Source organism: Promicromonospora sp. NPDC060204, assembly GCF_042728455.1.
Lineage (GTDB): Bacteria > Actinomycetota > Actinomycetes > Actinomycetales > Cellulomonadaceae > Promicromonospora.
On record NZ_JBHWZO010000109.1, the window covers coordinates 1 to 19,464 of the forward strand.

The 19,464-nt window shown below is 71.9% G+C and carries 21 protein-coding genes and 1 pseudogene; 13 read left to right on the forward strand and 9 right to left on the reverse strand.

Features of this window, described 5'->3' with window-relative positions; genetic code table 11:
* Positions 1 to 591 (forward strand): annotated as a pseudogene (locus tag ACFWEJ_RS15120) (MFS transporter); the annotation flags it as partial.
* Between the two features lie 54 nt (positions 592 to 645).
* On the forward strand, positions 646 to 1,302 hold the full coding sequence (locus ACFWEJ_RS15125) for a hypothetical protein (RefSeq protein WP_377230026.1): 657 nt from the start codon (positions 646 to 648) through the stop codon (positions 1,300 to 1,302).
* A gap of 43 nt (positions 1,303 to 1,345) precedes the next feature.
* Here the strand turns inward: ACFWEJ_RS15125 and ACFWEJ_RS15130 are convergent, their stop codons facing one another.
* Both ACFWEJ_RS15130 and ACFWEJ_RS15135 read right to left on the reverse strand, forming a co-directional pair.
* Positions 1,346 to 2,806: an aminoacyl--tRNA ligase-related protein gene (locus tag ACFWEJ_RS15130; protein ID WP_377230027.1), complete on the reverse strand. Its 1,461-nt coding sequence runs from the start codon at positions 2,804 to 2,806 to the stop codon at positions 1,346 to 1,348.
* Positions 2,807 to 2,969: 163 nt separating this feature from the next.
* Positions 2,970 to 3,857, reverse strand: coding sequence for a neutral zinc metallopeptidase (locus ACFWEJ_RS15135; protein ID WP_377230028.1), 888 nt, complete (start codon positions 3,855 to 3,857; stop codon positions 2,970 to 2,972).
* 162 nt (positions 3,858 to 4,019) lie between these two features.
* On the opposite strand from ACFWEJ_RS15135, the gene ACFWEJ_RS15140 reads away from it, so the two are divergent.
* Both ACFWEJ_RS15140 and ACFWEJ_RS15145 read left to right on the forward strand, forming a co-directional pair.
* Positions 4,020 to 4,373 (forward strand): hypothetical protein, encoded by a 354-nt coding sequence (locus tag ACFWEJ_RS15140; protein WP_377230029.1) that lies wholly within the window; start codon positions 4,020 to 4,022, stop codon positions 4,371 to 4,373.
* Complete coding sequence (locus tag ACFWEJ_RS15145; RefSeq protein ID WP_377230030.1) at positions 4,370 to 4,897, forward strand: DUF6232 family protein; 528 nt, start codon at positions 4,370 to 4,372, stop codon at positions 4,895 to 4,897. The genes ACFWEJ_RS15140 and ACFWEJ_RS15145 overlap by 4 nt, the downstream gene beginning before the upstream one ends.
* A gap of 110 nt (positions 4,898 to 5,007) precedes the next feature.
* Here ACFWEJ_RS15145 and ACFWEJ_RS15150 read toward each other — a convergent pair whose 3' ends face one another.
* On the reverse strand, positions 5,008 to 6,438 hold the full coding sequence (locus ACFWEJ_RS15150) for a serine hydrolase domain-containing protein (RefSeq protein ID WP_377230031.1): 1,431 nt from the start codon (positions 6,436 to 6,438) through the stop codon (positions 5,008 to 5,010).
* A gap of 17 nt (positions 6,439 to 6,455) precedes the next feature.
* Positions 6,456 to 7,100 carry a DedA family protein gene (locus tag ACFWEJ_RS15155; protein WP_377230032.1) on the reverse strand — a complete coding sequence of 215 codons (645 nt, stop codon included), beginning with the start codon at positions 7,098 to 7,100 and terminating at the stop codon, positions 6,456 to 6,458.
* Between the two features lie 127 nt (positions 7,101 to 7,227).
* On the opposite strand from ACFWEJ_RS15155, the gene ACFWEJ_RS15160 reads away from it, so the two are divergent.
* The 4 genes from ACFWEJ_RS15160 to ACFWEJ_RS15175 all read left to right on the forward strand — a co-directional run bounded on the left by ACFWEJ_RS15160 (position 7,228) and on the right by ACFWEJ_RS15175 (position 10,474).
* On the forward strand, positions 7,228 to 8,403 hold the full coding sequence (locus ACFWEJ_RS15160; protein ID WP_377230033.1) for a sensor histidine kinase: 1,176 nt from the start codon (positions 7,228 to 7,230) through the stop codon (positions 8,401 to 8,403).
* Positions 8,394 to 9,032, forward strand: a complete 639-nt coding sequence (locus tag ACFWEJ_RS15165) for a response regulator (RefSeq protein WP_377230034.1) — start codon at positions 8,394 to 8,396, stop codon at positions 9,030 to 9,032. The genes ACFWEJ_RS15160 and ACFWEJ_RS15165 overlap by 10 nt, the downstream gene beginning before the upstream one ends.
* A 107-nt stretch (positions 9,033 to 9,139) precedes the next feature.
* Positions 9,140 to 10,042: a hypothetical protein gene (locus ACFWEJ_RS15170; protein ID WP_377230035.1), complete on the forward strand. Its 903-nt coding sequence runs from the start codon at positions 9,140 to 9,142 to the stop codon at positions 10,040 to 10,042.
* Positions 10,043 to 10,204: 162 nt separating this feature from the next.
* Entirely contained in the window at positions 10,205 to 10,474 is a 270-nt protein-coding gene (locus ACFWEJ_RS15175) for a DUF1905 domain-containing protein (RefSeq protein WP_377230036.1), read from the forward strand.
* Positions 10,475 to 10,486: 12 nt separating this feature from the next.
* Here the strand turns inward: ACFWEJ_RS15175 and ACFWEJ_RS15180 are convergent, their stop codons facing one another.
* Positions 10,487 to 11,602 carry a serine hydrolase domain-containing protein gene (locus ACFWEJ_RS15180; RefSeq protein WP_377230037.1) on the reverse strand — a complete coding sequence of 372 codons (1,116 nt, stop codon included), beginning with the start codon at positions 11,600 to 11,602 and terminating at the stop codon, positions 10,487 to 10,489.
* Between the two features lie 166 nt (positions 11,603 to 11,768).
* Between ACFWEJ_RS15180 and ACFWEJ_RS15185 the strand changes: the two genes are divergently transcribed.
* Positions 11,769 to 12,353, forward strand: a complete 585-nt coding sequence (locus tag ACFWEJ_RS15185; protein WP_377230038.1) for an NAD-dependent epimerase/dehydratase family protein — start codon at positions 11,769 to 11,771, stop codon at positions 12,351 to 12,353.
* A 271-nt stretch (positions 12,354 to 12,624) separates the two neighbouring features.
* On the opposite strand, the gene ACFWEJ_RS15190 is transcribed toward ACFWEJ_RS15185, so the two are convergent.
* Complete coding sequence (locus ACFWEJ_RS15190) at positions 12,625 to 13,170, reverse strand: hypothetical protein (RefSeq protein WP_377230039.1); 546 nt, start codon at positions 13,168 to 13,170, stop codon at positions 12,625 to 12,627.
* Positions 13,171 to 13,595: 425 nt separating this feature from the next.
* Between ACFWEJ_RS15190 and argS the strand changes: the two genes are divergently transcribed.
* The 3 genes from argS (at position 13,596) to ACFWEJ_RS15205 (ending at position 16,692) form a co-directional block, all read left to right on the forward strand.
* Positions 13,596 to 15,350, forward strand: a complete 1,755-nt coding sequence (gene argS / locus ACFWEJ_RS15195) for an arginine--tRNA ligase (protein WP_377230040.1) — start codon at positions 13,596 to 13,598, stop codon at positions 15,348 to 15,350.
* A gap of 69 nt (positions 15,351 to 15,419) precedes the next feature.
* Positions 15,420 to 15,995, forward strand: coding sequence for a dihydrofolate reductase family protein (locus tag ACFWEJ_RS15200; RefSeq protein WP_377230041.1), 576 nt, complete (start codon positions 15,420 to 15,422; stop codon positions 15,993 to 15,995).
* Between the two features lie 76 nt (positions 15,996 to 16,071).
* Entirely contained in the window at positions 16,072 to 16,692 is a 621-nt protein-coding gene (locus ACFWEJ_RS15205; RefSeq protein WP_377230042.1) for a TetR family transcriptional regulator, read from the forward strand.
* Positions 16,693 to 16,713: 21 nt separating this feature from the next.
* Here ACFWEJ_RS15205 and ACFWEJ_RS15210 read toward each other — a convergent pair whose 3' ends face one another.
* Genes ACFWEJ_RS15210 through ACFWEJ_RS15220 form a run of 3 tightly spaced genes read right to left on the reverse strand, consistent with a single transcriptional unit; the run spans position 16,714 to position 18,440 of the window.
* Entirely contained in the window at positions 16,714 to 17,055 is a 342-nt protein-coding gene (locus tag ACFWEJ_RS15210; RefSeq protein ID WP_377230043.1) for a hypothetical protein, read from the reverse strand.
* Positions 17,056 to 17,111: 56 nt separating this feature from the next.
* Entirely contained in the window at positions 17,112 to 17,852 is a 741-nt protein-coding gene (locus tag ACFWEJ_RS15215; protein WP_377230044.1) for an ASCH domain-containing protein, read from the reverse strand.
* Between the two features lie 42 nt (positions 17,853 to 17,894).
* Positions 17,895 to 18,440, reverse strand: a complete 546-nt coding sequence (locus ACFWEJ_RS15220; protein WP_377230045.1) for a DUF4291 domain-containing protein — start codon at positions 18,438 to 18,440, stop codon at positions 17,895 to 17,897.
* 275 nt (positions 18,441 to 18,715) lie between these two features.
* Between ACFWEJ_RS15220 and ACFWEJ_RS15225 the strand changes: the two genes are divergently transcribed.
* Positions 18,716 to 19,387 carry a hypothetical protein gene (locus tag ACFWEJ_RS15225; protein WP_377230046.1) on the forward strand — a complete coding sequence of 224 codons (672 nt, stop codon included), beginning with the start codon at positions 18,716 to 18,718 and terminating at the stop codon, positions 19,385 to 19,387.
* The last annotated feature ends 77 nt before the right edge of the window (positions 19,388 to 19,464 follow it).

The following is a 19,464-nucleotide window of genomic DNA, read 5'->3' on the forward strand; positions in this document are numbered from 1 at the left end:
GGCGGCGGCGCTCCCCCGGACGACGCCGCCCGCGGCGCCCGGCGCACCGCCCTCGCCCAGGTCACCACGGCCAACGCGCTGGCGTACCTCGGCCACTTCACGGTCTACACCTACATCTCCGTGCTGCTGCTGGCCGCCGGGCTCGCCACCGCGGCGCTCGGCCCCGCGCTGCTGCTGATCGGGGCGCTCGGGCTCGTCGGGGCCGCGTTCGCCGCCGCGCGGCTCGACGTCCGGCCCCGGCAGACCACGGTGATCACCCTGTCCGTGGTCGCGGGCGGAGTGCTCGCCCTCGGGATCGTGTTCCCGGCGACGGTCGGCACGCTCGCCGCCGCGGCCGTGTGGAGCATCGGCTTCGGCGCCGTCGCCGCCGTGTTCCAGACGGCGGCGATCCGGACGCACGGAGCCTCGCCCGACGTCGTCGGCGCGCTGGTGAACGCGACGGCGAACATCGGTATCGGCGGCGGCGCGGCGCTCGGCGCCCTCGTGCTCGACGGCGCGGGCGTCGCCGCCGTCCCGTACACCGGCGCGGCGCTCGTGGTGGCCGCGCTGGTCGTGGTGCTGATGGCGCGCAAGGCGTTCCCGGGCAGGTGATCCCTTCACCGCCAGGGCGCGCGCACCCGGCGCCGCGGACGTAACGTCCGGCCCATGGACCCTGAGACCTCCAGCGTTCCTGTCACCGTCGCCGACGCCCTGCCGCACCTGCGCGCGGGCCGCCTGACGGGCGGTGACGACCTCACGGCCAACCGGCCGGCGAAGCACCTGATCGCCCGGCGCCGCGCCTACTTCCGGCAGCACGCCGCGGCCGTGCTGCGCGGCCGGCTGACCGGCCGGCCCGACGCGTACCACCGCGAGCTGCGGCACCGGATCGCCGGGGCCCGCGGCGCCGCGGACCAGCTCTGGAAGCTCGTGGCCCGGCGCCCGGTCTGGCGCGTGCTGCAGTCCGTCCAGTCGGACGGCGGCGCCCTGGAGCTCGACCAGCTCGTCATCGGCCCCGGCGGGGTCTTCACCATCCACTCGATCCACCGACCGGCGCACGAGGTCACCGCGGAGGCCGCCCGGAACGAGGCGCGCCGCACCCAGGAGATCCTGGGCCGGGCCACCCGCGTGCCGATCACCGTGCGGCCGGTCATCGTCTTCGTGCGCACCAAGGAGCCCCGCGTCGAGGGCTCGAGCGAGGGCGTCGAGGTGCTGACGGCCCGGGAGCTCGTGCCCTGGCTCGAGAAGCACCGGCCGGTGCTCACCGACCGCGAGCTGGAGGTCGTCCACCTGGCGGCCCGCGACCGGCGGACCTGGGTGCGCTGACCGCCCGGCGACGCACCGCGCGGGCCCGCAGGCCCGGCGGCACTCACAGGCTGACCCGCGGCACCCGCCGGCGCGCCGCCTCCGCCAGACGGTCGCCCAGCTCCGCGAGCGGCACCGAGGCCCGGCCGCCCGACGCCGGATCGGTCACCGCCAGCGCGCCCGCCGCCACCTCGCGAGTGCCCAGCACCCCCAGCAGCGCGTCCCGCCGCTCCCGGGCCCGGCGGATCCGGCTGCCCAGCGAGCCCTCCCGTTCCACCCGGACCCGCAGGCCGCGGGCCTTCAGGTCGGCCGCGAGGTCGTCGACGAGCTGGTCGACACCCGGGGCGCCGTCGGAGGCCCCGTCGGAGGCGCCGTCCGGCAGGGGCAGCAGGCAGACCTGCACCGGCGCGAGCCAGAACGGGAGCCGTCCGCCGTGCCGCTCCAGGAGGAACGCGACCATCCGTTCCATGGCACCGACGGTGCCGCGGTGGATCATCACGACGCGCTCGCGCTCGCCGGACGCCGCGACGTAGGTCAGGTCGAACCGCTCGGGCTGGTTGAAGTCGAGCTGCACGGTCGCGAGGGTCTCCTCGTGGCCGCGCGCGTCGAGCACCTGGACGTCGATCTTGGGGCCGTAGAACGTCGCCTCACCGGCCTCGGCGTGCCACGGCACGTCGGCGGGCGAGGCGACGTCGTCGAGCACCGCGCGCAGGGCCTCCTCGGCCGCGGCCCACTGCTCGGGCGCGCCGAGCCACCTGTCGGAGGCGTCCCGGCCGGACAGGCGCAGGTACGCCACCTCGATGCCCAGGGTGTCGAGCACCTCCAGGACGGCGGCCAGCGCGGTGCGCACCTCGGCCCCGACCTGGTCGGGACGGCAGAAGACGTGCGCGTCGTCCAGGTTGATCTGCCGCACCCGGCTCAGCCCCGACAGCACCCCGGACCGCTCGGCCCGGAACATCGACGCGAGCTCCGCGTACCGCACGGGCAGGTCACGGTACGACCGCGGCTCGGACGCGTAGATCTGCGCGTGGTGCGGGCAGTTGGCGGGGCGCAGGACGAGGGGGTCGGCGTCGGCTCCCCGCGGGCCGGAACCGGCGTCGGCGTCCGGGCTGCCGTCGAGGTCTGGGCTCCCGTCGGTCTCCGACACCGAACCGGAGCCCTCGGCGTTCCCGCCGAGGTACATCGGCGGGAACATGTCGTCCGCGAACTTGGCCCAGTGGCCCGAGCGCTCGTACAGGGACCGCTTGCCGAGCACCGGGGAGTACACGGGCTCGCAGCCGGTGCGCAGCGCGACCTCGCGGGCGTACTGCTCCAGCTCGTACCGGATCGCCGCGCCGGCGGGCAGCCACAGCGGCAGGCCGGGCCCGACCAGCGGGCTGGTGTCGAAGATCCGCATCTCGCGGCCGAGGGTGCGGTGGTCGAGGACGGCGGGCGCCTCGGCGGGTCCGGGACGGACGGCCGGTGCTTCAGCAGCTGCCTGGGACTGGGGCTGTGCCTGCTGCTGGTTCGGTGCGGGGACGTTCATGACGGTGCTCCTTCGATGGAGGAGCCGCCCCGGTACCGCCGTCGAGCACGGCAAAGGCCCCGGAGCGAGCTCCGGGGCCTGGGTGCTGAGTGCAGGTCAGCGCGCGCCGGAGGGGTCCGGCGTCGTCGTGCGTGCGCTGAGGTGCATGCCGCCCACCGTAACGTCAGAGGGTGCGGGCGTCCAGGGCGTTGCAGTCCTGGATGGTGCCGCCGTCGTAGCCGATCGAGAACCACCGCACGCGCTGCTCGCTGGAGCCGTGCGAGAACGCCTCGGGGTTCACGCCGCCGCCGGAGCGGCGCTGGATGTTGTCGTCGCCCACGGCCGCGGCGGCGGACAGCGCCTGCTCCAGCTGTGTCTGCGAGATGGGCTGGAGGAACGGCACGCCCGTGTCCGGGTCCTTGGTGGTCGCGGCGTTGCCGGCCCACATCCCGGCGAGACAGTCCGCCATGAGCTCGATGCGCACCGAGTCCGACTCGGGGCCGGTGCCCGACCGGTCGGCCTGCTCGAACAGCCCGAGCTGGTTCTCGATGTGGTGCCCGAACTCGTGCGCGGTCACATACATCTCCGCGAGCGGCCCGCCCTCGGCGCCGAACTGGCTGGAGAGCTGGTCGTAGAACGAGAGGTCCTCGTACACGGTCGTGTCGGCCGGGCAGTAGAACGGCCCCGTGGCCGACGTCGCGGAACCGCAGCCGGTGTCGACCGCGTCCTTGAAGCTGACGACCTCGGGCAGCTCGTACTCGACGCCGCCCTGCTCCGGGAGCGTCTCGGCCCAGTAGACGTCCAGCGAGTCGACGGCGGCGCTGAGCCGGCACTCCTGGTCGACGTTCGCCTGCTCGGCGGTGCACGTGCCGATGTACTGCTGCTCACCGCCACCACCGCTGTCGGTGGTGGTCCCGAGGATGTCGGCCGGGCTGTTGCCGGTCAGCACCATGTACAGCAGTGCGATGACGAGCGCCGCACCGCCGCCGACTCCGGCGCCGACGGCGCCCCGGCGTCCGCCGCCCTTGCGGACCCGGCCGCCCTCGAACTGCCCGCCCTCGCTGAAAGTCACCTGACAACGCTACCGCGGGAGCGCCCGGGTCACGCGGAGGGCCGTTTGCGCGATTCACCCTTTCGACCCCGAAAACCTGGCGATATCTGGAAGAATCCAACTCCGTTCGATCAGATGCCCTGCTCTTGCCGACAGCTCGACTGACATGCAGAGGAAGAGCCATTGAACAACTTCTCGGACCGCAGCTTCTCGGCCGGTTCCGGCAACGCCATCAACATCGGCGGGTCCGGCAACACGGCGAACGTCACGAATGTCGGCAACGGCGTCACGCCCGCCGAGCTGATCGCCGCGGTGGAGGCGATGCGCGCACTGGCCCTGCACGTCCCGGAGGCCGACCGTGCGGTGCTCGAGGACGTGACGGAGGAGATCGAGCAGGTTCCGGCACACGACTCCGCACGCCTGGGCCGCAAGCTGACGCTCGCGAAGTCGTTCATCGAAGGGCTGAGCGGCACGACCACCCTGGCCGCGGGAGCGGCACGAGCGGTGGGCGACGCGATCAGGGCTCTCGGCCTGTGAGCCAGGGCGACAAGCCGCCGACGAACCTGACCGTGCAGGTCGCGGACGGCCTGCTCTGGGTCGGCGGCAGCTCGTACTCGGTGCAGCACATCGAGGGCATGGAGAGCTGGTTGCGCAAACCGGCTCGCCGCAGCCACTGGTTCGTCAAGGTGCTGGCCAGGGTCGCCATCCTGTTCGGGATCGCATTCGCCTGGGCGGGAAACTCGGGGACCGACCTGGGTCCTACCCTGACGCCCTCCGGCTCGACGGTGCTCGGGATCTCGGTCCTGGGGGCGGGCGTGGTCGTTTACATCCTCGCGCGCCGCAGGTCACGCAAGGTGTGGCACGAACTGCACATCCGCATGGGTGGCCGTGTCGCGGTCGTGCTCAGCAGCTGGACGCGGGACCCTCTGGACCGGGTCCAGGACGACGCCAACCGGGCGCAGCGCGATGCGACGTACCGGGGACCACAGATTCATCTCGGGTCCAACAACGCGATCAACATCGGGGGCGAGGGCAACACCGCCTCGACGAACGGCTGGTGACCAGACGAGGTCACGCGCGCGGCGTGTGTTGCGGAGAGTCGACGACGTCCACTCTCCGCAACACACCCTGAGCGGCAGCCCGCCCTGACCGGTTGGCCGCTCGCCGTGCCCTACCGGCCCGTCCGCGCGCGGTACTCGGCCAGGGGCCAGGACGTCATCGCGCCGATCCGCACCGAGACGATCTCGCCGTCGGCGTCGCGCTCCGTCTGGACCGGCTCACCCACCGTGCCGAACCCGGCCACGGGCTCCTGCACCAGCCGGCCGTCGGACACGACGAGGCGCTGCGCGACCTCGGCGGGCTCGGCGGCGCGCACGTTGATCGCGTGCAGGATCCCGCCGAGGTCCACGATGTCGGCAACGCCCCACAGGTTGGCGAACCGCCCGACGGGCGCGTCGGCCGGCACGCCGGTCGCCGGGTCGCCGCCCTTGCCGGAGGCACCCGCGAGCACCTCGGCGGCCGCCACCTCGTCCGCCGCCGCGAGCGCCAGGTTGATCAGCTGGATGACGCCGTTGGCGATCTGCCCGGCGGTGCCGTCGACGGAGTTGGTGAGGGAGGAGACGACGATGCCGTCGACCGGGTCGATCCAGGTGCGGGTGATGTGCCCCGGGTAGCCGCCGGAGTGCCCGACGACCTCACGGTCCCCGACCTTGCCGACCTCGATGCCGACGCCGTAGCGGCCGAGCTCCTTGCCGCGCACCGCGACGCGGGACTCGTCGCGCTGCATGATGCGCTTGCTGGCGTCGCTGATCAGGGTCGTGTCGCCATGGACGTGCGCGGCACCGTAGCGGACCATCTCCCGTGCCGTGGAGTACCAGCCGGTCGCCGCGGCCATCGCTCGGGTGTCGACGTGGGGGATGACCTGGCGCGCGTCGCCGTGGGCGATCCGCCCGGTGTGGCCGGCGGCGTACTCGGCTGCGCGGGCGGGGTCCAGCTCGGTACCGGTCCGCGTCAGCCCCAGCGGCTCGACGACGGCGACGCGGGCCACCTCGTCGTACGTCTTGCCGGTGACCTGCTCGATGATGATGCCGAGCAGGCTGTAGCCGATGTTCGTGTACTTGAAGTGCTCGTTCGGCTCGAACACGACGCCCTCGGCGCGTACGCACTCCAGCACCTCGGCGCGGTCGAGGAAGGGCCGTTGGTGCTGCCAGAAGTCGCCGTCGGAGGAGTCGCGGATGATCCCGGCCTGGTGACCGAGCAGCTCCCGGACGGTGACGCCGGCGGCGCGCGAGCCGTCCAGCTCCGGCACAAGGTCACCCACGCGGTCGTCGAGCCGCAGCTCGCCGCGCTCCACGAGCTGCATCACCATGACGCCGGTGAACGTCTTGGAGTGCGACGCGACACGGAACAGGTGGTCGCTGGTGAGGTCCTCCCCCGTCTCGACGTCGGCCTTGCCCCAGGCGAGGTCGACGAACACCTCGCCGCGGCGTCCGACGGCGAGCTGCAGGCCGGGGATGCCGTGGTACGCGGCCTGGAACGAGGCCCAGTCGGCGAGGTAGGGGGCGATGGAGCGGAGAGTCTGGGCGGTGCGGTCGTCAGTCACGGTTGCATCATGCCCGATCAGCGCTGGCGGGCATGGCGCGGCCGGTCGGGGTTGCGCAGCGTCTTGACCAGCCACCACACGATCAGCAGGACGGCCACGACGATGACGACCTTCTGGAACACGCCGACGCTCTCCTCGACGATGTGCCACTGGTCCCCCAGCAGGTAGCCGGCGCCGACCAGCAGGGTGTTCCACACGCCCGAGCCGAGCGTCGTGAACAGCAGGAAGCGCGTCAGCGGCATGCGCTCCACACCGGCCGGGATGGAGATGAGGCTGCGCACGATCGGGATGACGCGGCCGATGAGCACCGCCCAGTCGCCGTGCCGGTTGAACCAGGTCTCCGCCTTGTCGACGTCCTCCAGCTTCACCAGCGGCATCCGGTCCACGATGTTGCGCAGCCGGTCCCGCCCGAGCCACGCGCCGAGCCCGTAGAGGAGGACCGCACCGACGACCGACCCCGCCGTCGTCCAGACGAGCACCTGCCACAGCACGAGGGTGCCCTGCGCCGCTGTAAAGCCTGCCAGCGGCAGGATCACCTCGCTCGGAAGGGGCGGGAACAGGTTCTCGAGGGCGATCGCTACGCCTGCGCCCGGTGCGCCGAGGGTCTCCATGAGCCCGACGGCCCAGTCGGCGACGGTCGTGGCGAAGCTTTGTGTCGTCATGCCCCTACGCTATTCGGCCCGCGAGGGTCGGCGGACTGCGGTAGTCCGTCACGGCGTGCGGGTATGCCGCAGGTGACGTGTGGTTTTCCGCAGTCCGCCCGGCCGCCGTCGTCCCTATCCTGACGAGGTGAACCCAGCCCCCGCCGCCCCGCGCAGCTCCCCCGTACGGGTGATGTGGGGTGCTGCCCTCGGCGCCGTCACCTGGCCGATCGACCTGTTCTGCGCCGTGCTGGCGCTGCTGACGGCAGGCGGTCCGGCACCGCTCGGGCCGGTGCGCGCCGCGGTCGCGTGGCACCGCCGGCGCGCGGTCCGGTTCCTCGACTGGTCCGACGCGGGCGTCCCGCTCACCTCCCGGCGCGCCGCCGCGTACCTCGCGCTGCGCGTCGGGATGAGCTCGCTCAGCCTCCTGGTGCTGGGGCTGCTGGTGTACGGCGTGTTCGGGGTGGTCGTGAGCCTGGCGTCCTGGCTGTTCGACGTGCGCCTCACCGTGGACGCCGCGGTCCAGGGCGACGGTCTGTCGACGTGGGGCGTGATCGTGCTGGTGCCCATCGGCGCGATCCTGCTGTACCTGGACCTCATGGGGCTGTTCGGGGTGGGTCTGCTGGACCGGTGGACCGCCGCCCGGTGGTTGTCGCCGAGCCGCAGCGAACGGCTGGAGGCGCAGGTCGAGGAGCTGACGGTCAGCCGCGCGGACCTGTTGTCGGCCCTCGACACGGAACGCGGCCGCATCGAGCGGGACCTGCACGACGGCGTGCAGCAGCGGGCCGTCGCCCTCGGCCTGCTGGTCAACCGGGCGCGGCGGCTGGCCGGGCCCGGCTCGGCGGGCTCCCTGCTGCTGGAGCAGGCGGGGCGCGAGGCGGAGCAGCTCGTGACGGACCTGCGCGACGTCGCCTGGCGGGTACGACCCACCACGCTGGACACGCACGGGCTGGAGCCGGTGCTGCGGCAGCTCGTGTCGCGCACCGCGGTGCCGACGGCGCTGGACTGGGCGGTGCCGGTGCGGCTGCCGCCCGGGGTGGAGACGACGGTGTACTACGTGGTGGCGGAAGCGCTGACGAACGTGGCGAAGCATGCGGGGGCCGAGGGTGCCCGCGTGGCCGTGCGACTCACCGACGACAAGAACCCGGAGGCCGGCGACGTGCACGTGGTGATCAGCGACGACGGCGCGGGCGGCGCCGCGCCCCGCCCCGGCCACGGGCTCGCGGGTCTGACCGGCCGCGCGGCCGCAGCGGGTGGGGCGCTGACCATCGAGAGTCCCGCCGGCGGCCCCACGCGGATCGAGGTGACGCTGCCGTGCGTGTGATGCTGGCCGAGGACTCCGCCCTGCTGCGGGAAGGTATCCGCAGCCTCCTGACGGACGAGGGCCACGACGTCGTCGCGGCGTACGGCTCCGCCGACGGCCTGCTGCAGCGCCTCGAGGCCGAGCGGCCTGATGTCGTCGTGCTGGACGTCCGCATGCCCCCGACCCACACCGACGAGGGTGTGCGGGCCGCGGTGCAGATCCGCGAGCGCTGGCCTGACGTGGGCATCCTCGTGCTGTCGCAGTACGTGGAGCGGCAGTTCACGCAGGTGCTGCTGGGCGACGAGGCGCGCGCCGTCGGCTACCTGCTCAAGGACCGGGTGATGGGTGTGGACGACTTCCTGGAGGCCCTCGACCGGGTACGGGCCGGGGGCCTGGTGCTGGACCCCGAGGTGGTGGGGCAGCTGTTCCGGGACACGTCGCACCCGCTCGGGTTCCTGAGCGAGAGGGAGCGGGAGGTGCTGGCGCTGATGGCCGAGGGACGCACCAACGCGGGGATCGCCCGGGCGCTGTTCATCTCGACGTCGGCGGTGGAGAAGCACTCGAACGCGATCTTCGACAAGCTGGAGCTGGTGGCGGCGGACGGGTACAACCGGCGGGTGCTGGCGATCCTGCGGTGGCTGGAGTCGTAGATCTCGTCGTCAGGCCTGGGTCCGTCGAGTGCTTCGGTACTCCCGGCCTGTGACGACTGAAGCGGCTGGGCGGCCAGGACGTCACCGGGTCGCAGTAGCCTCACCTCGTGTCCCTGCCCGAGACCGTAGCCCGGCGTCTGATCCAGGTGCGCCTCCTGCTGGACAACGACGACAGCCTGGCGATGAACCATCAGGTCTTGGGACCGGCAACCGTTCTGCCTACTGGTGTTCACCCTGATCACGCCGACGTGCTCGAGGTCGCCAACGGTTTCGTTCTCGGCGTGGTCCAGCTGAGCGACGGGCCCCGGCCTGCGGGGTACGACCCGTTCGCCGGGCTCGCCCCGGGACAGAACGCTCCGCCAGGTGTCTGGCACGTATTCGGTGGCATGCACGACGTCGACCTGCTTGTCGTGAACGAGGACGACGGCTCCGTATGGCTCGTCGACGGCGAACCAGGTGGCCACTGGACGGACGGGATGGGCTTCCGGCGACTCACCGACGATCTCGCGACCTTCCTGGGCGACTTCGTGCTCGGCCCCCGGTACCGGGAGCTCACCAAGATCCCCGATGACGGCTGGGCCGACATCACGGACAGGATTGACGAGCTCCAGCCCCTCGTGGAGTACATCCGCTACGAGGCCCGCGAACCGAACCGCCGCATGTCCTACCCGGGCGTCTTCGCACTGGCCAACGGTCTGGCTCACTCCGGGCGGCTGTCAGAGACGGACCGGGCCTGGTGGCGTACGCACAACGACCTCATGAACGCGGCTTACCTGGACCCGGCATCCGTCGACCCGAGCGTCTATGACCGCAACCGGCACCCCTATGCCCGCGCGTTCTTTCGCGCCGACGCATTTGAGCTGCTCGACATCACGCGTGGCTATCTCGACCTGCTCGACCGTTACGGTGTCGGCTGGCGCTCCGTCCGGACGTTCGAACCCGGCCGCATCCTGTACGCCGACGACTCCCAGGTCATAGCCGAGCCCTGGCACGCCCAGTCGTTCTGCTAGGTACCGCGAGCTGTCCGCCCGAGGGACCCAGCGCAGAGAGCAACAACCCTGCTTCTCGACGGCCGCCATGCCGGCGGTCGCTGGAGTCGTGACCGCTGGCGGTCCCGCGGTGCCGTGCCATGGTGGAAACCCATCGACGGCTGGCGAACGGACGGTACCGGGATGCACGAGCAGTTCACCGCCACGCTGCAGAAGAGCCCGAACGAGGGCGGCTGGACCTATGTCGTGTGGCCGGGTTCCGTCGAGTTCTTCGGCACTCGCGGCCTGGTGAAGGTCCGGGGCACGATCGACGGCCACCCGTTCCGGAGCTCGTTCATGGCGTTGGGCGACGGCACCCACAAGCTGCCCGTCAAGGCGGACGTCCGCAAGGCGATCGGCAAGAAGGAGGGCGATGACGTGACCGTCGTCCTGCAGGAGCGACTGGACGGCTAGGAGCGCCTCCAGTCATGTCAGGCAGTACGCCGCGCCCGTGGCGGTCGCGAACGAGATGAAACCGTCGTCGTCGCCGGAGGCGAGCAACATCGTGAGGCTTCGGCCGTCGTCGCGCCGGTAGGCATAGGTGACGTAGCCGAGCAGCTGTCCGCCGTGTCCCCACAGCGTGCCGCCGCAGGGCAGGTCGAACCGCTCCAGGCCCAGCCCGTAGTGGAAGCCCATGCCCATCGGGACGGTGGTGCGCATCTGCACGAGGGACTCCTCGCTGATCAGGTCACCGCCCAGGAGGGCCTCGAAGAAAGCCTGGAGATCACGAGTCGTGGAGACCATCTCTCCTGCGGCCCAGTCGAGCGAGACGTTCTGCTCGGTGACGTCGACGCTCTGCCCGTCCTCGAGCGTGGTGGTCGCATGGATCGCCGGCTCCGGGATGGTTGGGTCAGCGCCCGGGAACGACGTCCCGGTCAGGTTCAGCGGACCGAGGATCCGGTGCTCGATCACGTCGCTGTACGTGCGGCCGGTGACGGCCTCGACGAGCCTCCCCGCCACGATGTAGTTGGTGTTGGAGTAGCGGAAGTCGGTGCCCGGCGCGAAGTACGGCCGGTGCTCGAAGGCGGCGTGCAACAGCTGGTCGGGGCGATGGCCCGCGAAGCGCGCCTCGCCGCGCCACCGGTTGGTGGACCAGCCTTCTCCCTTCATGTAGTCGTACAGGCCGCTGGTGTGGTTGAGGATCTGCCGCACGGTGATCTCGGCGCCGTTCGGCACGACGCCGGGCAGGTAGGCCTCGACGGGCGCGTCGAGGTCCACCTTGCCCTCGTCGACGAGCTGCAGGATCGCCGTGGCCACGAAGGTCTTGGTGATGCTGCCGATCCGGAAGTGCTCGTCCCCGGACGGCGCGCTCGCGAAGCTGCTCGTCGAGGAGCCGGACGTCCAGGCACCTGCGGGTCCGGGTTCCGTGACTCTCAGCAGGCTGGCCGAGGTCGAGAGTGCGGTGCCGGCGGTCACCGAGGCGAGCACCTGGTTGCGCCCGAGGAGCAGGGCGACGGTGACCGTCCCGATCATGGTGACGGCACCGACGAGGAGGACGGCGATGGCTCGGCGGATGTGGTGCGGTCCTGGCGTCGTGAACATGCTGTTCAACCTAGGAAACCGAGGTCGAGCGGAGACTGCGGAAAGCCGTACAGGCCGGTGCGGACGTCCCCAGGGAGTTGTCGGTCGGGGCGAGCGCAACGACGCACTTCCGGCCTACCCAACCCGGGCTTTGCACCGCGCGAGGCACCCTCCCTACGCTGCTCCGGTGCGCATCTTCCTCGCCGGCGCGACCGGCGTGATCGGGTCCCGTCTGCTGCCGCTGCTCGTCGCTGCCGGCCATGACGTCGCCGGGACCACGCGCTCGCCCGAGCGCGCGGACCTGATCGAGGGCCTCGGCGGCAGCCCGGTCGTCGTCGACGTCTACGACGCAGCAGCGCTCGCGGCCGCAGTCGTCGCGTTCCGGCCCGACCTGGTGATGCACCAGCTCACCGACCTGCCCGACGACGTCGCGGCGATCCCGTCGCGCGCTGCAGCGAACTCCCGCATCCGCACCGAGGGCACGGCCAACCTGCTCGCGGCGGCACAGGCCGCGGGCGCGCCCCGCGTGCTCGCGCAGTCCATCGCCTGGACGCCGCCCGGCCGGGGCGACGCCGTAGCCTGGCACGAGGCCGCCGTCCTGGACGCCGGCGGGGTCGTGATCCGCTACGGCCAGCTCTACGGCCCGGGCACGTACTTCGAGACGGAACTGCCCGCGCACCCGCGGATCCACGTGGACGACGCCGCGAGGCTGACCGTGCCCCTGCTGAACGCGGAGCCGGGGGTCGTCGTACTGGCGGATCCGCAGGACTGACCCGGGCTGCCCCTGGGGCTCAGGGCCGGTCGCCGAGGTCGTGCAACCACCCGGCGATCTGAGCCAGGTCACCAACAGTGACCCCGACCGCCGAGTCCACCCCACACGAACGGCCGCCCGGCAGCGATCCGGACCAACGCCCTCGTCTTCCATTGCAGGCGGTCGTCCCCGATGTCACGGGAGTACGCAGGAAGTTCGGCGACCGGCAGGCGCGGCAGGCCCCTCCCTCGGGCATCCCCGCACGATACCGACCAGTGAGCGGTCCGAGTCGTCACCGTCGGGACGAGCCGCCCACGTCGTCATGGTGGATCAGGCTCGAGCTCGTCGACAGCGCCTTGACGCCCATGCGGGACCGCGCCGCCGCGTAAAAGGCATCGCGGGCGCGTCGGAGCTTGAGCGCCTCGGTATCCCAGCCGTCGCCGTCGAACTCGGAGTCGGTGCCAACCCGGGCGAACCCCTCCATCCGCTTGGCGGCAGCTCGCATCCTGCGCGCCGCGGCGACCGTGTCGGCGTCCGCCAGCAGGCAGAGTTCCTCCCACGCGTCGGTCACGGCACGATCCAGTTCCTCGCCCGACAGTCGAGCGAGGCCGGCCACATGATCGACCGGCGGCGTCGTGGCGCCGGGCCGATGCCCGGCGGTGATGCCCGCGACCAGCTGTGAGTAACTCCGCAACGCCCTCGTGTACCGCAGGCAGGCGTCGTGAAACCTCTCGCGACGCCACCGTGCGGCGTCGGTGGCCATGGTCGTCGCGAGCGTCCCGATGACGCCGAGCGTGACACCGATGAGGGCGGGAAGCTGCGCGAGGAGGTTGTCCACGGCACCAGGATCACATAACGCCCAAGCCGGACACGCCTAGGCGGCCCCGCCCCCACCGCAGGCGTCACCACAGCCCGCGCTTGGTGCGCTTGCTGCTCCCCCACAGTCGCTTGGTCAGGTTCTTGCTCCGGCCCTTCGTCGTGCTCCCCCAGAGCCCGCGCTTCCAGCTCTTCGCACGAGACTTCCGACCCCACAGACCAGCCATCAGCGACCCCCTCGCGTACGGACAGGCCTTCAGGCTACGCATGCCTCACGTGACGTGAAATCACACCGGACCTGGTTGACATCCCGGTCCACCTGGTCATGCGCTCCGTCGTCGGCCGCGTAATACATCGGGACGACGGCGTCGGCGGTCCCTAGACTGACCCGACCCCGCCCACCCCTGGGCAGGACCCACCCGTACGACCCTCGAGGAGAAGCCCCGCGTGTCCCACGTCGTCGCGATCAAGGACCAGGTGGAGGCGGCCGTCCGGGCCGCCCTGACCGAGGTGCTCCCGGCCGAGCTGGCCGGCACCGACCCGGTGGTCCGACGATCCGACCGCGCCGACTTCCAGGCGAACGGCCCGCTGGCCGTCGCCAAGCGCGTCGGCCGCGCCCCGCGCGACCTCGCCACGGCCACGGCCGACCGCCTCTCCGCCGCCGTCACCCCCGTCACCCCCGAGGTCTCCGGCCCCGGCTTCCTCAACCTCACCGTCCCTGCCGCGGCGCTCTGGCGGCAGGTCGCCGCGCGCCTCGCCGACGAGAACCTGGGCCTCGCCCCGACGCGCAGCGGCGAGCGCACCGTCATCGACTACTCCGCGCCCAACGTGGCCAAGGAGATGCACGTGGGCCACCTGCGCTCCACGATCATCGGCGACACCCTGGCCCGCGTCCTGGCGCACCTCGGCTCGACCGTGATCCGGCAGAACCACGTCGGCGACTGGGGCACGCAGTTCGGCATGCTCATCCAGTACATCGACGAGCACCCCGAGCAGTCCTGGCAGGGCGAGGCCTCGATGTCCGCCCTGGACGCCCTCTACCGGGCGGCCCGGGCCGAGTTCACCGCGGACCCGGCCTTCGCCGACCGCGCACGCGCCCGCGTGGTCGCGCTCCAGTCCGGCGACGCCGCGACGCTGGCCACCTGGCGCGAGCTCGTCGCCGAGTCCGAGGCCGCCTTCCAGGCGGTCTACGACCGGCTCGGCATCCTGCTCACCCCGGCCGACGCCGACGGCGAGTCCCGCTACAACGCCGACCTCCAAGGCGTCGTCGACGAGCTCGTGGACCAGGGCATCGCCGTCGACTCCGACGGCGCCCTGTGCGCCTTCACCGCAGGCGTCGTCGGGCCGGACGGCGATCCGGTCCCGCTGATCGTGCGCAAGAAGGACGGCGGCTACGGCTATGCAGCCACCGACCTCGCCACGCTGCGCCTGCGCGTCGAGGAGTACCGGGCCACCCGCATCCTCTACGTCGTCGACGCGCGGCAGGCGCTGCATTTCCGGATGGTCTTCGACGTCGCGCGCCGCGCCGGCTGGCTGCCCGACGACGTCGCCGCGACCCACGTCCCGTTCGGCACCGTCCTGGGCGCCGACGGCAAGCCGTTCAAGACGCGCGACGGCGGCACGGTGCGCCTGAACGACCTGCTGGACCAGGCCGTCGAGCGGGCCCGCGCGGAGCTGGCCGAGAAGGACCACGGCCTCACGTCGGCGGAGTTCGAACGCGTGGCGCAGGCGGCGGGCATCGGCGCGGTGAAGTACGCCGACCTGTCGAACACGCGCACCAAGGACTACGTCTTCGACGTCGACCGCATGGTGGCGCTGAACGGCAACACCGGCGTCTACCTCCAGTACGCGCACGCGCGCGTCCGCTCGATCCTGCGCAAGGCGGCCGACGCCGGGGTCGCGATCGGCCGGCCGATCGACCCGGCCCTCCCCCTGCATCCCGCGGAACGGGCGCTGGCCCTCACGCTCGACGAGCTCGCGGCGACGCTCGACGACGTCGCCGCGACGCTCGAGCCGCACCGCCTGGCCGGCTACCTGTTCGGCCTGGCCCGCGCGTACACCGAGTTCTACGACCAGTGCCCGGTCCTGCGGGCGGACGACGACGGCGTCCGCGCCAACCGTCTGGCGCTGTGCCAGCTGACGGGCCGCACCCTGGCGACCGGGCTCGACCTGCTGGGGCTCACCGCACCCGACCGGATGTGACGCCGATGAGTCCCACGGCGCGGACCGGTCTGCCCCCTCGTACCGCACCCGCGACACGAGGGGAACACCATGCCCGCCACCTACACGTTCGACGTCTTCTCCAGCCTCGACGGCTTCGGCGCCGCGGGCGGGGACTGGACGGGCTACTGGGGCAAGCAGGGCCCTGAGCTGCTCGACCGCCGTCTGACCGAGTACGACGCCGATCAGCGCCTGGTGCTCGGGGCCACCACCTACCGCGCGTTCGCGCGGATGCTGGCCTCGAGCACCGAGAACCCGGAGGTGCTCGACCCCTGGGTCACGAAGATGTGGAACCTGCCGACGACAGTGGTGTCCTCGACACTGGAGAACCCGCTCGACTGGCCGGACGCCACGGTGGAGAACGGCGACGCCGTCGACGTCGTCGCCCGGCTCAAGCAGGAGTCCGCGGTGCCGCTGCGGTCGCACGGCAGCCTGTCGATGAACCGGGCGCTGCTCGCCGCGGGCCTGGTCGACCGCGTCCAGGTGACGCTCTTCCCCGTCGTGACGGGGCAGACCGGGCTTGACCCGGTCTTCCAGGGCGCCGCGGACCTCGACCTCGAGCTGATCGAGCACCGGACTCTCGACGGCAGCATCCAGGAGCTCGTCTACGTGCCGACCCTGCACTGACCGGGCACCCGCCGTGTCGCTATACGCCGCTGTTGGCAGAGCCTGACACATGTGACATCAACGCTACCCTGGGGGCATGTCGAGCACGACGAGCAGCGGACCGAGCAGCGGCCAGACCCTGCGCGAGATCAGCCGCGAAGCCGTGCGCGCGCGCATCACCGAGATCGCGCTCGAGCTGTTCGCCGAGCGCGGCTTCGAGCAGGTGACGGTCGAGCAGATCGCCGTCGAGGCGGGCATGTCCGCGCGCACCTTCCACCGCTACTTCCCCGCCAAGGAGGACGTCGTCATCGGCGACCCGGCACGCGGCGGCGAGTTCGTGCGCGGCGTCCTGGCCGGCCGCCCTCAGGACGAGCCCGTCTGGGACTCGCTGCACCTCGCCTTCGAGGCACTCGTCGCCCAGGCACCCCCCGGGGGCGGGGACGACGAGCGCGGCAAACGCGCCATGCGTGTGATGGTCAGTGCTGCCTCGCTCCGGGCCCGCAGCCTGGAGAAGCACCTCCTGTGGGCGCGCATGCTCACACCGCTCGTCGCCGCCCGCCTGTCCGACGACGACGCCGCGTTCCGTGCCGAGATCATCGTCCAGTCGGCCCTAGCCTGCTTCGACGTCGCCCTCACCACCTGGGCGAACGCCGAGGACGGCACCACCGCGGGCGAGCTGCTCGAACGCAGCTTCGCGACGCTCCGTCCCCAGACCTGACGGCGCCGCGGCCGGGCGGCGTCAGCGGAACTCCGCCACGACCTCGATCCGCCCCACGATGTTCGCGTTCAGCTCGTCCAGGTCCTCCGCAGGGATCCAGTACTCGAGGATCGTCCGCCCGCCGACCTGCTGGACCTCGTACCGGTCGAGAAACTCGGCGGCGACGTCGAACCGGGTCACGTATCCCGCGCCACTGGCCTTGACGTTCCAGTCCCGCGCGATGCGCGTGGCGTAGTCCTCGTTCAGGACGGGGTAGAAGATCGGCTGGTCAGGGAGCCGCGGGGGCCAGGCACGCCAGTTCGACTCCTCGACCAGGGCCAGCTCCTGCGGCCCGGTCGGCCGCCACAGGGTCACCGTCTTCACGGGCGGGATCCTGGCACGGCCGGCACCGGTTGATCGAGCTGTTATCGGGCCCGCGGTCAGCCCGGGTCGACGGTCCGGAACCGCACGAAGTCGACCACGTCGTCGTCCGCGACGTCCGGGTAGTAGTACGTCCGCAGCGCCGTGCGCAGCTCGTCGGCGGTGCAGCCCTCCAGGGCAGCCTGGGCATCGGTGATGTCGGCGAACCGGACGTGCTCCACCGAGTCGACCACCCCGGGCAGCGCCCGGTACCGGTCCTCGAACTCGAACATCAGCGTGACCGGCCCCGGGACAGCCGGATCGGCGAACCGCGTGGTAGCGGTCTTGGCGCCGTCGACCACGCTCGTCCAGTGCTGCGGGCTGAACCGCAGCACGCGCGGCGGGTCCGCGTCCGGATGCTGGTAGGCGTGCGTGAGCAGGTCGCGAGCGGGGACCGAGAACGGCTCGCCACCGTCGGAAACGATCACACGGCAGTCGGGCTGCTGGTCGAGCAAGACCTGCCGGCAGCGCCCGCACGGACCGATGACGCCGCGGCCCTCGTCGCCGACCGCGACGATCAGCGCGATCGGGCCGGAGCCGGCGGCGGCCGCCGTGCCCAGCGCCACGAGCTCGGCGCACGGCCCGCCCGTGAAGTGGCCGACGTTGGCGCCGGTGTGGACGCCACCGTGGACGTCCATCACCGCCGACGCCACGGTGTGCAGATAGGCCCCGTCCTCGGGGAGCCGGGCGACGACCGCCAGCGCGGCATCGATCAGCCGCTGCTCGGCCGCGGTGAGCAGGGGGTCGGTCGCCGTCGTCATGCACGGGATCCTGGCACGGCCGGCACCTGCGCACCGAAGGCTTTATCCGTCCGCCCCGATCCGTGCCGCGACGTCCGCCGGCAACGCGTACGGCGTCTCCTGCGGCAGCGCGGGCGAGCCGCCCGCGGTCAGCTCGGCGCGCCAGGCCCGGACCTGGTCGGTCACGTCGTCCAGTCCGACCACCCACTCGTCCACATAGGCGTCGACGGCGACGCCGCCGATCCCGACCTGCAGGGACCGGTGCTCCAGCGCGCGGCCCGACGGCGTCCGCTCCGGGTCCCACTGGACCCGGACCGGGCTGGACGTCTTCTGCGCGGCCCAGGCCGCGGCGTCGTCGTGCAGCGAGCGGTCGAAGTGGCTCAGGGTGGCCAGGCTGAGCACCTGCTCGAAGCCGGTGCGCGACATGCGCACCGCGAGGACCCGCTCCTGGCCGGGCTTGGTCGCCCAGCGGCAGCGGTACATCATCCAGCAGAACGACGGCTTGACCCAGGTCATCCGCTCGCGCTTGAACGGCGGCACGAACCGGCCGGCCCGAAGTGCGGCGTCGGCGATGGCGGGCGGGTAGGCACCCGGGCGTCGTCGGGCCAAGGTGATTGTCCCGCTCCGGAACCACCCAGTCGGTGTCCAGGCAACCACCGGATATCACTGTTGTGATGTCTGGGTTACGGCTATTAATGACGACCTGTCGCAGAGTTCGGTCCTGGAATGTCTTGGTTCATTCCACGTGTTCCAGCTCACGTTCCGATTGACAGGATGAAAACCCCGTCTGACGCTATTTCGCGGTGAACCCACGCTTACGTGCAACACCATTGTTCCGGCGGAGCGATTCGAGGGGAAACACAATGATCCGAGGATTCCGTGTCATGAGTCGTGCGGGAACGGTGCTGGCCATCTCGGCCGGCCTGGTCTGCACGGCAGCAACAGGTGCGAGCGCGATGGTGCAGCCAGGGGCCTACCTGCCCGCGGCCCACCTCATCGGCGCGACCGACCCGGTCGACGCCCCGGCAGCCGACGCTCCCGTCGACGCCCCAGCAGCCGACGCCCCGGTGGACGCGCCGGCGCCCGACGTTCCCGTCGACGCACCCGTGCCGGACGTGCCGGTCGACGCACCCGTCCCGGACGTCCCCGTGGACGCCCCGGTCCCTGACGTGCCGGTCGATGCGCCGGTCCCCGACGTTCCCGTGGACGCGCCCGTGCCGGACCTTCCCGTCGACGCACCGGTGCCTGACCTGCCGGTCGACGCACCCGTGCCCGACCTGCCGGTCGACGCGCCGGTCCCCGACCTGCCGATCGATGCGCCGGTCCCGGATCTTCCGGTCGACGCCCCGATCCCCGACCTCCCGGTCGACGACCTTCCCGTGCCGGCCCTCCCGGTCGACGACCTTCCGATCCCGGAGCTTCCGGTCCCGCTGCCGCCGACCGGCGGTCTCCTGAGCTCACTGCTGGACGCGGTCGGCGGCCTGCTCAGCACCCTGCTGGGCGCCCTCGGCGGCGGGCTTCCCGTCCCGCTGCCCGTGCCGCTCCCCGTCGGATGAACATGACGCCGACGTCGGCGCCGTGAGGAACAGCTGATAAGCACAGGTGAGGCTCTTTCCCGGTACTCCGGGAAAGA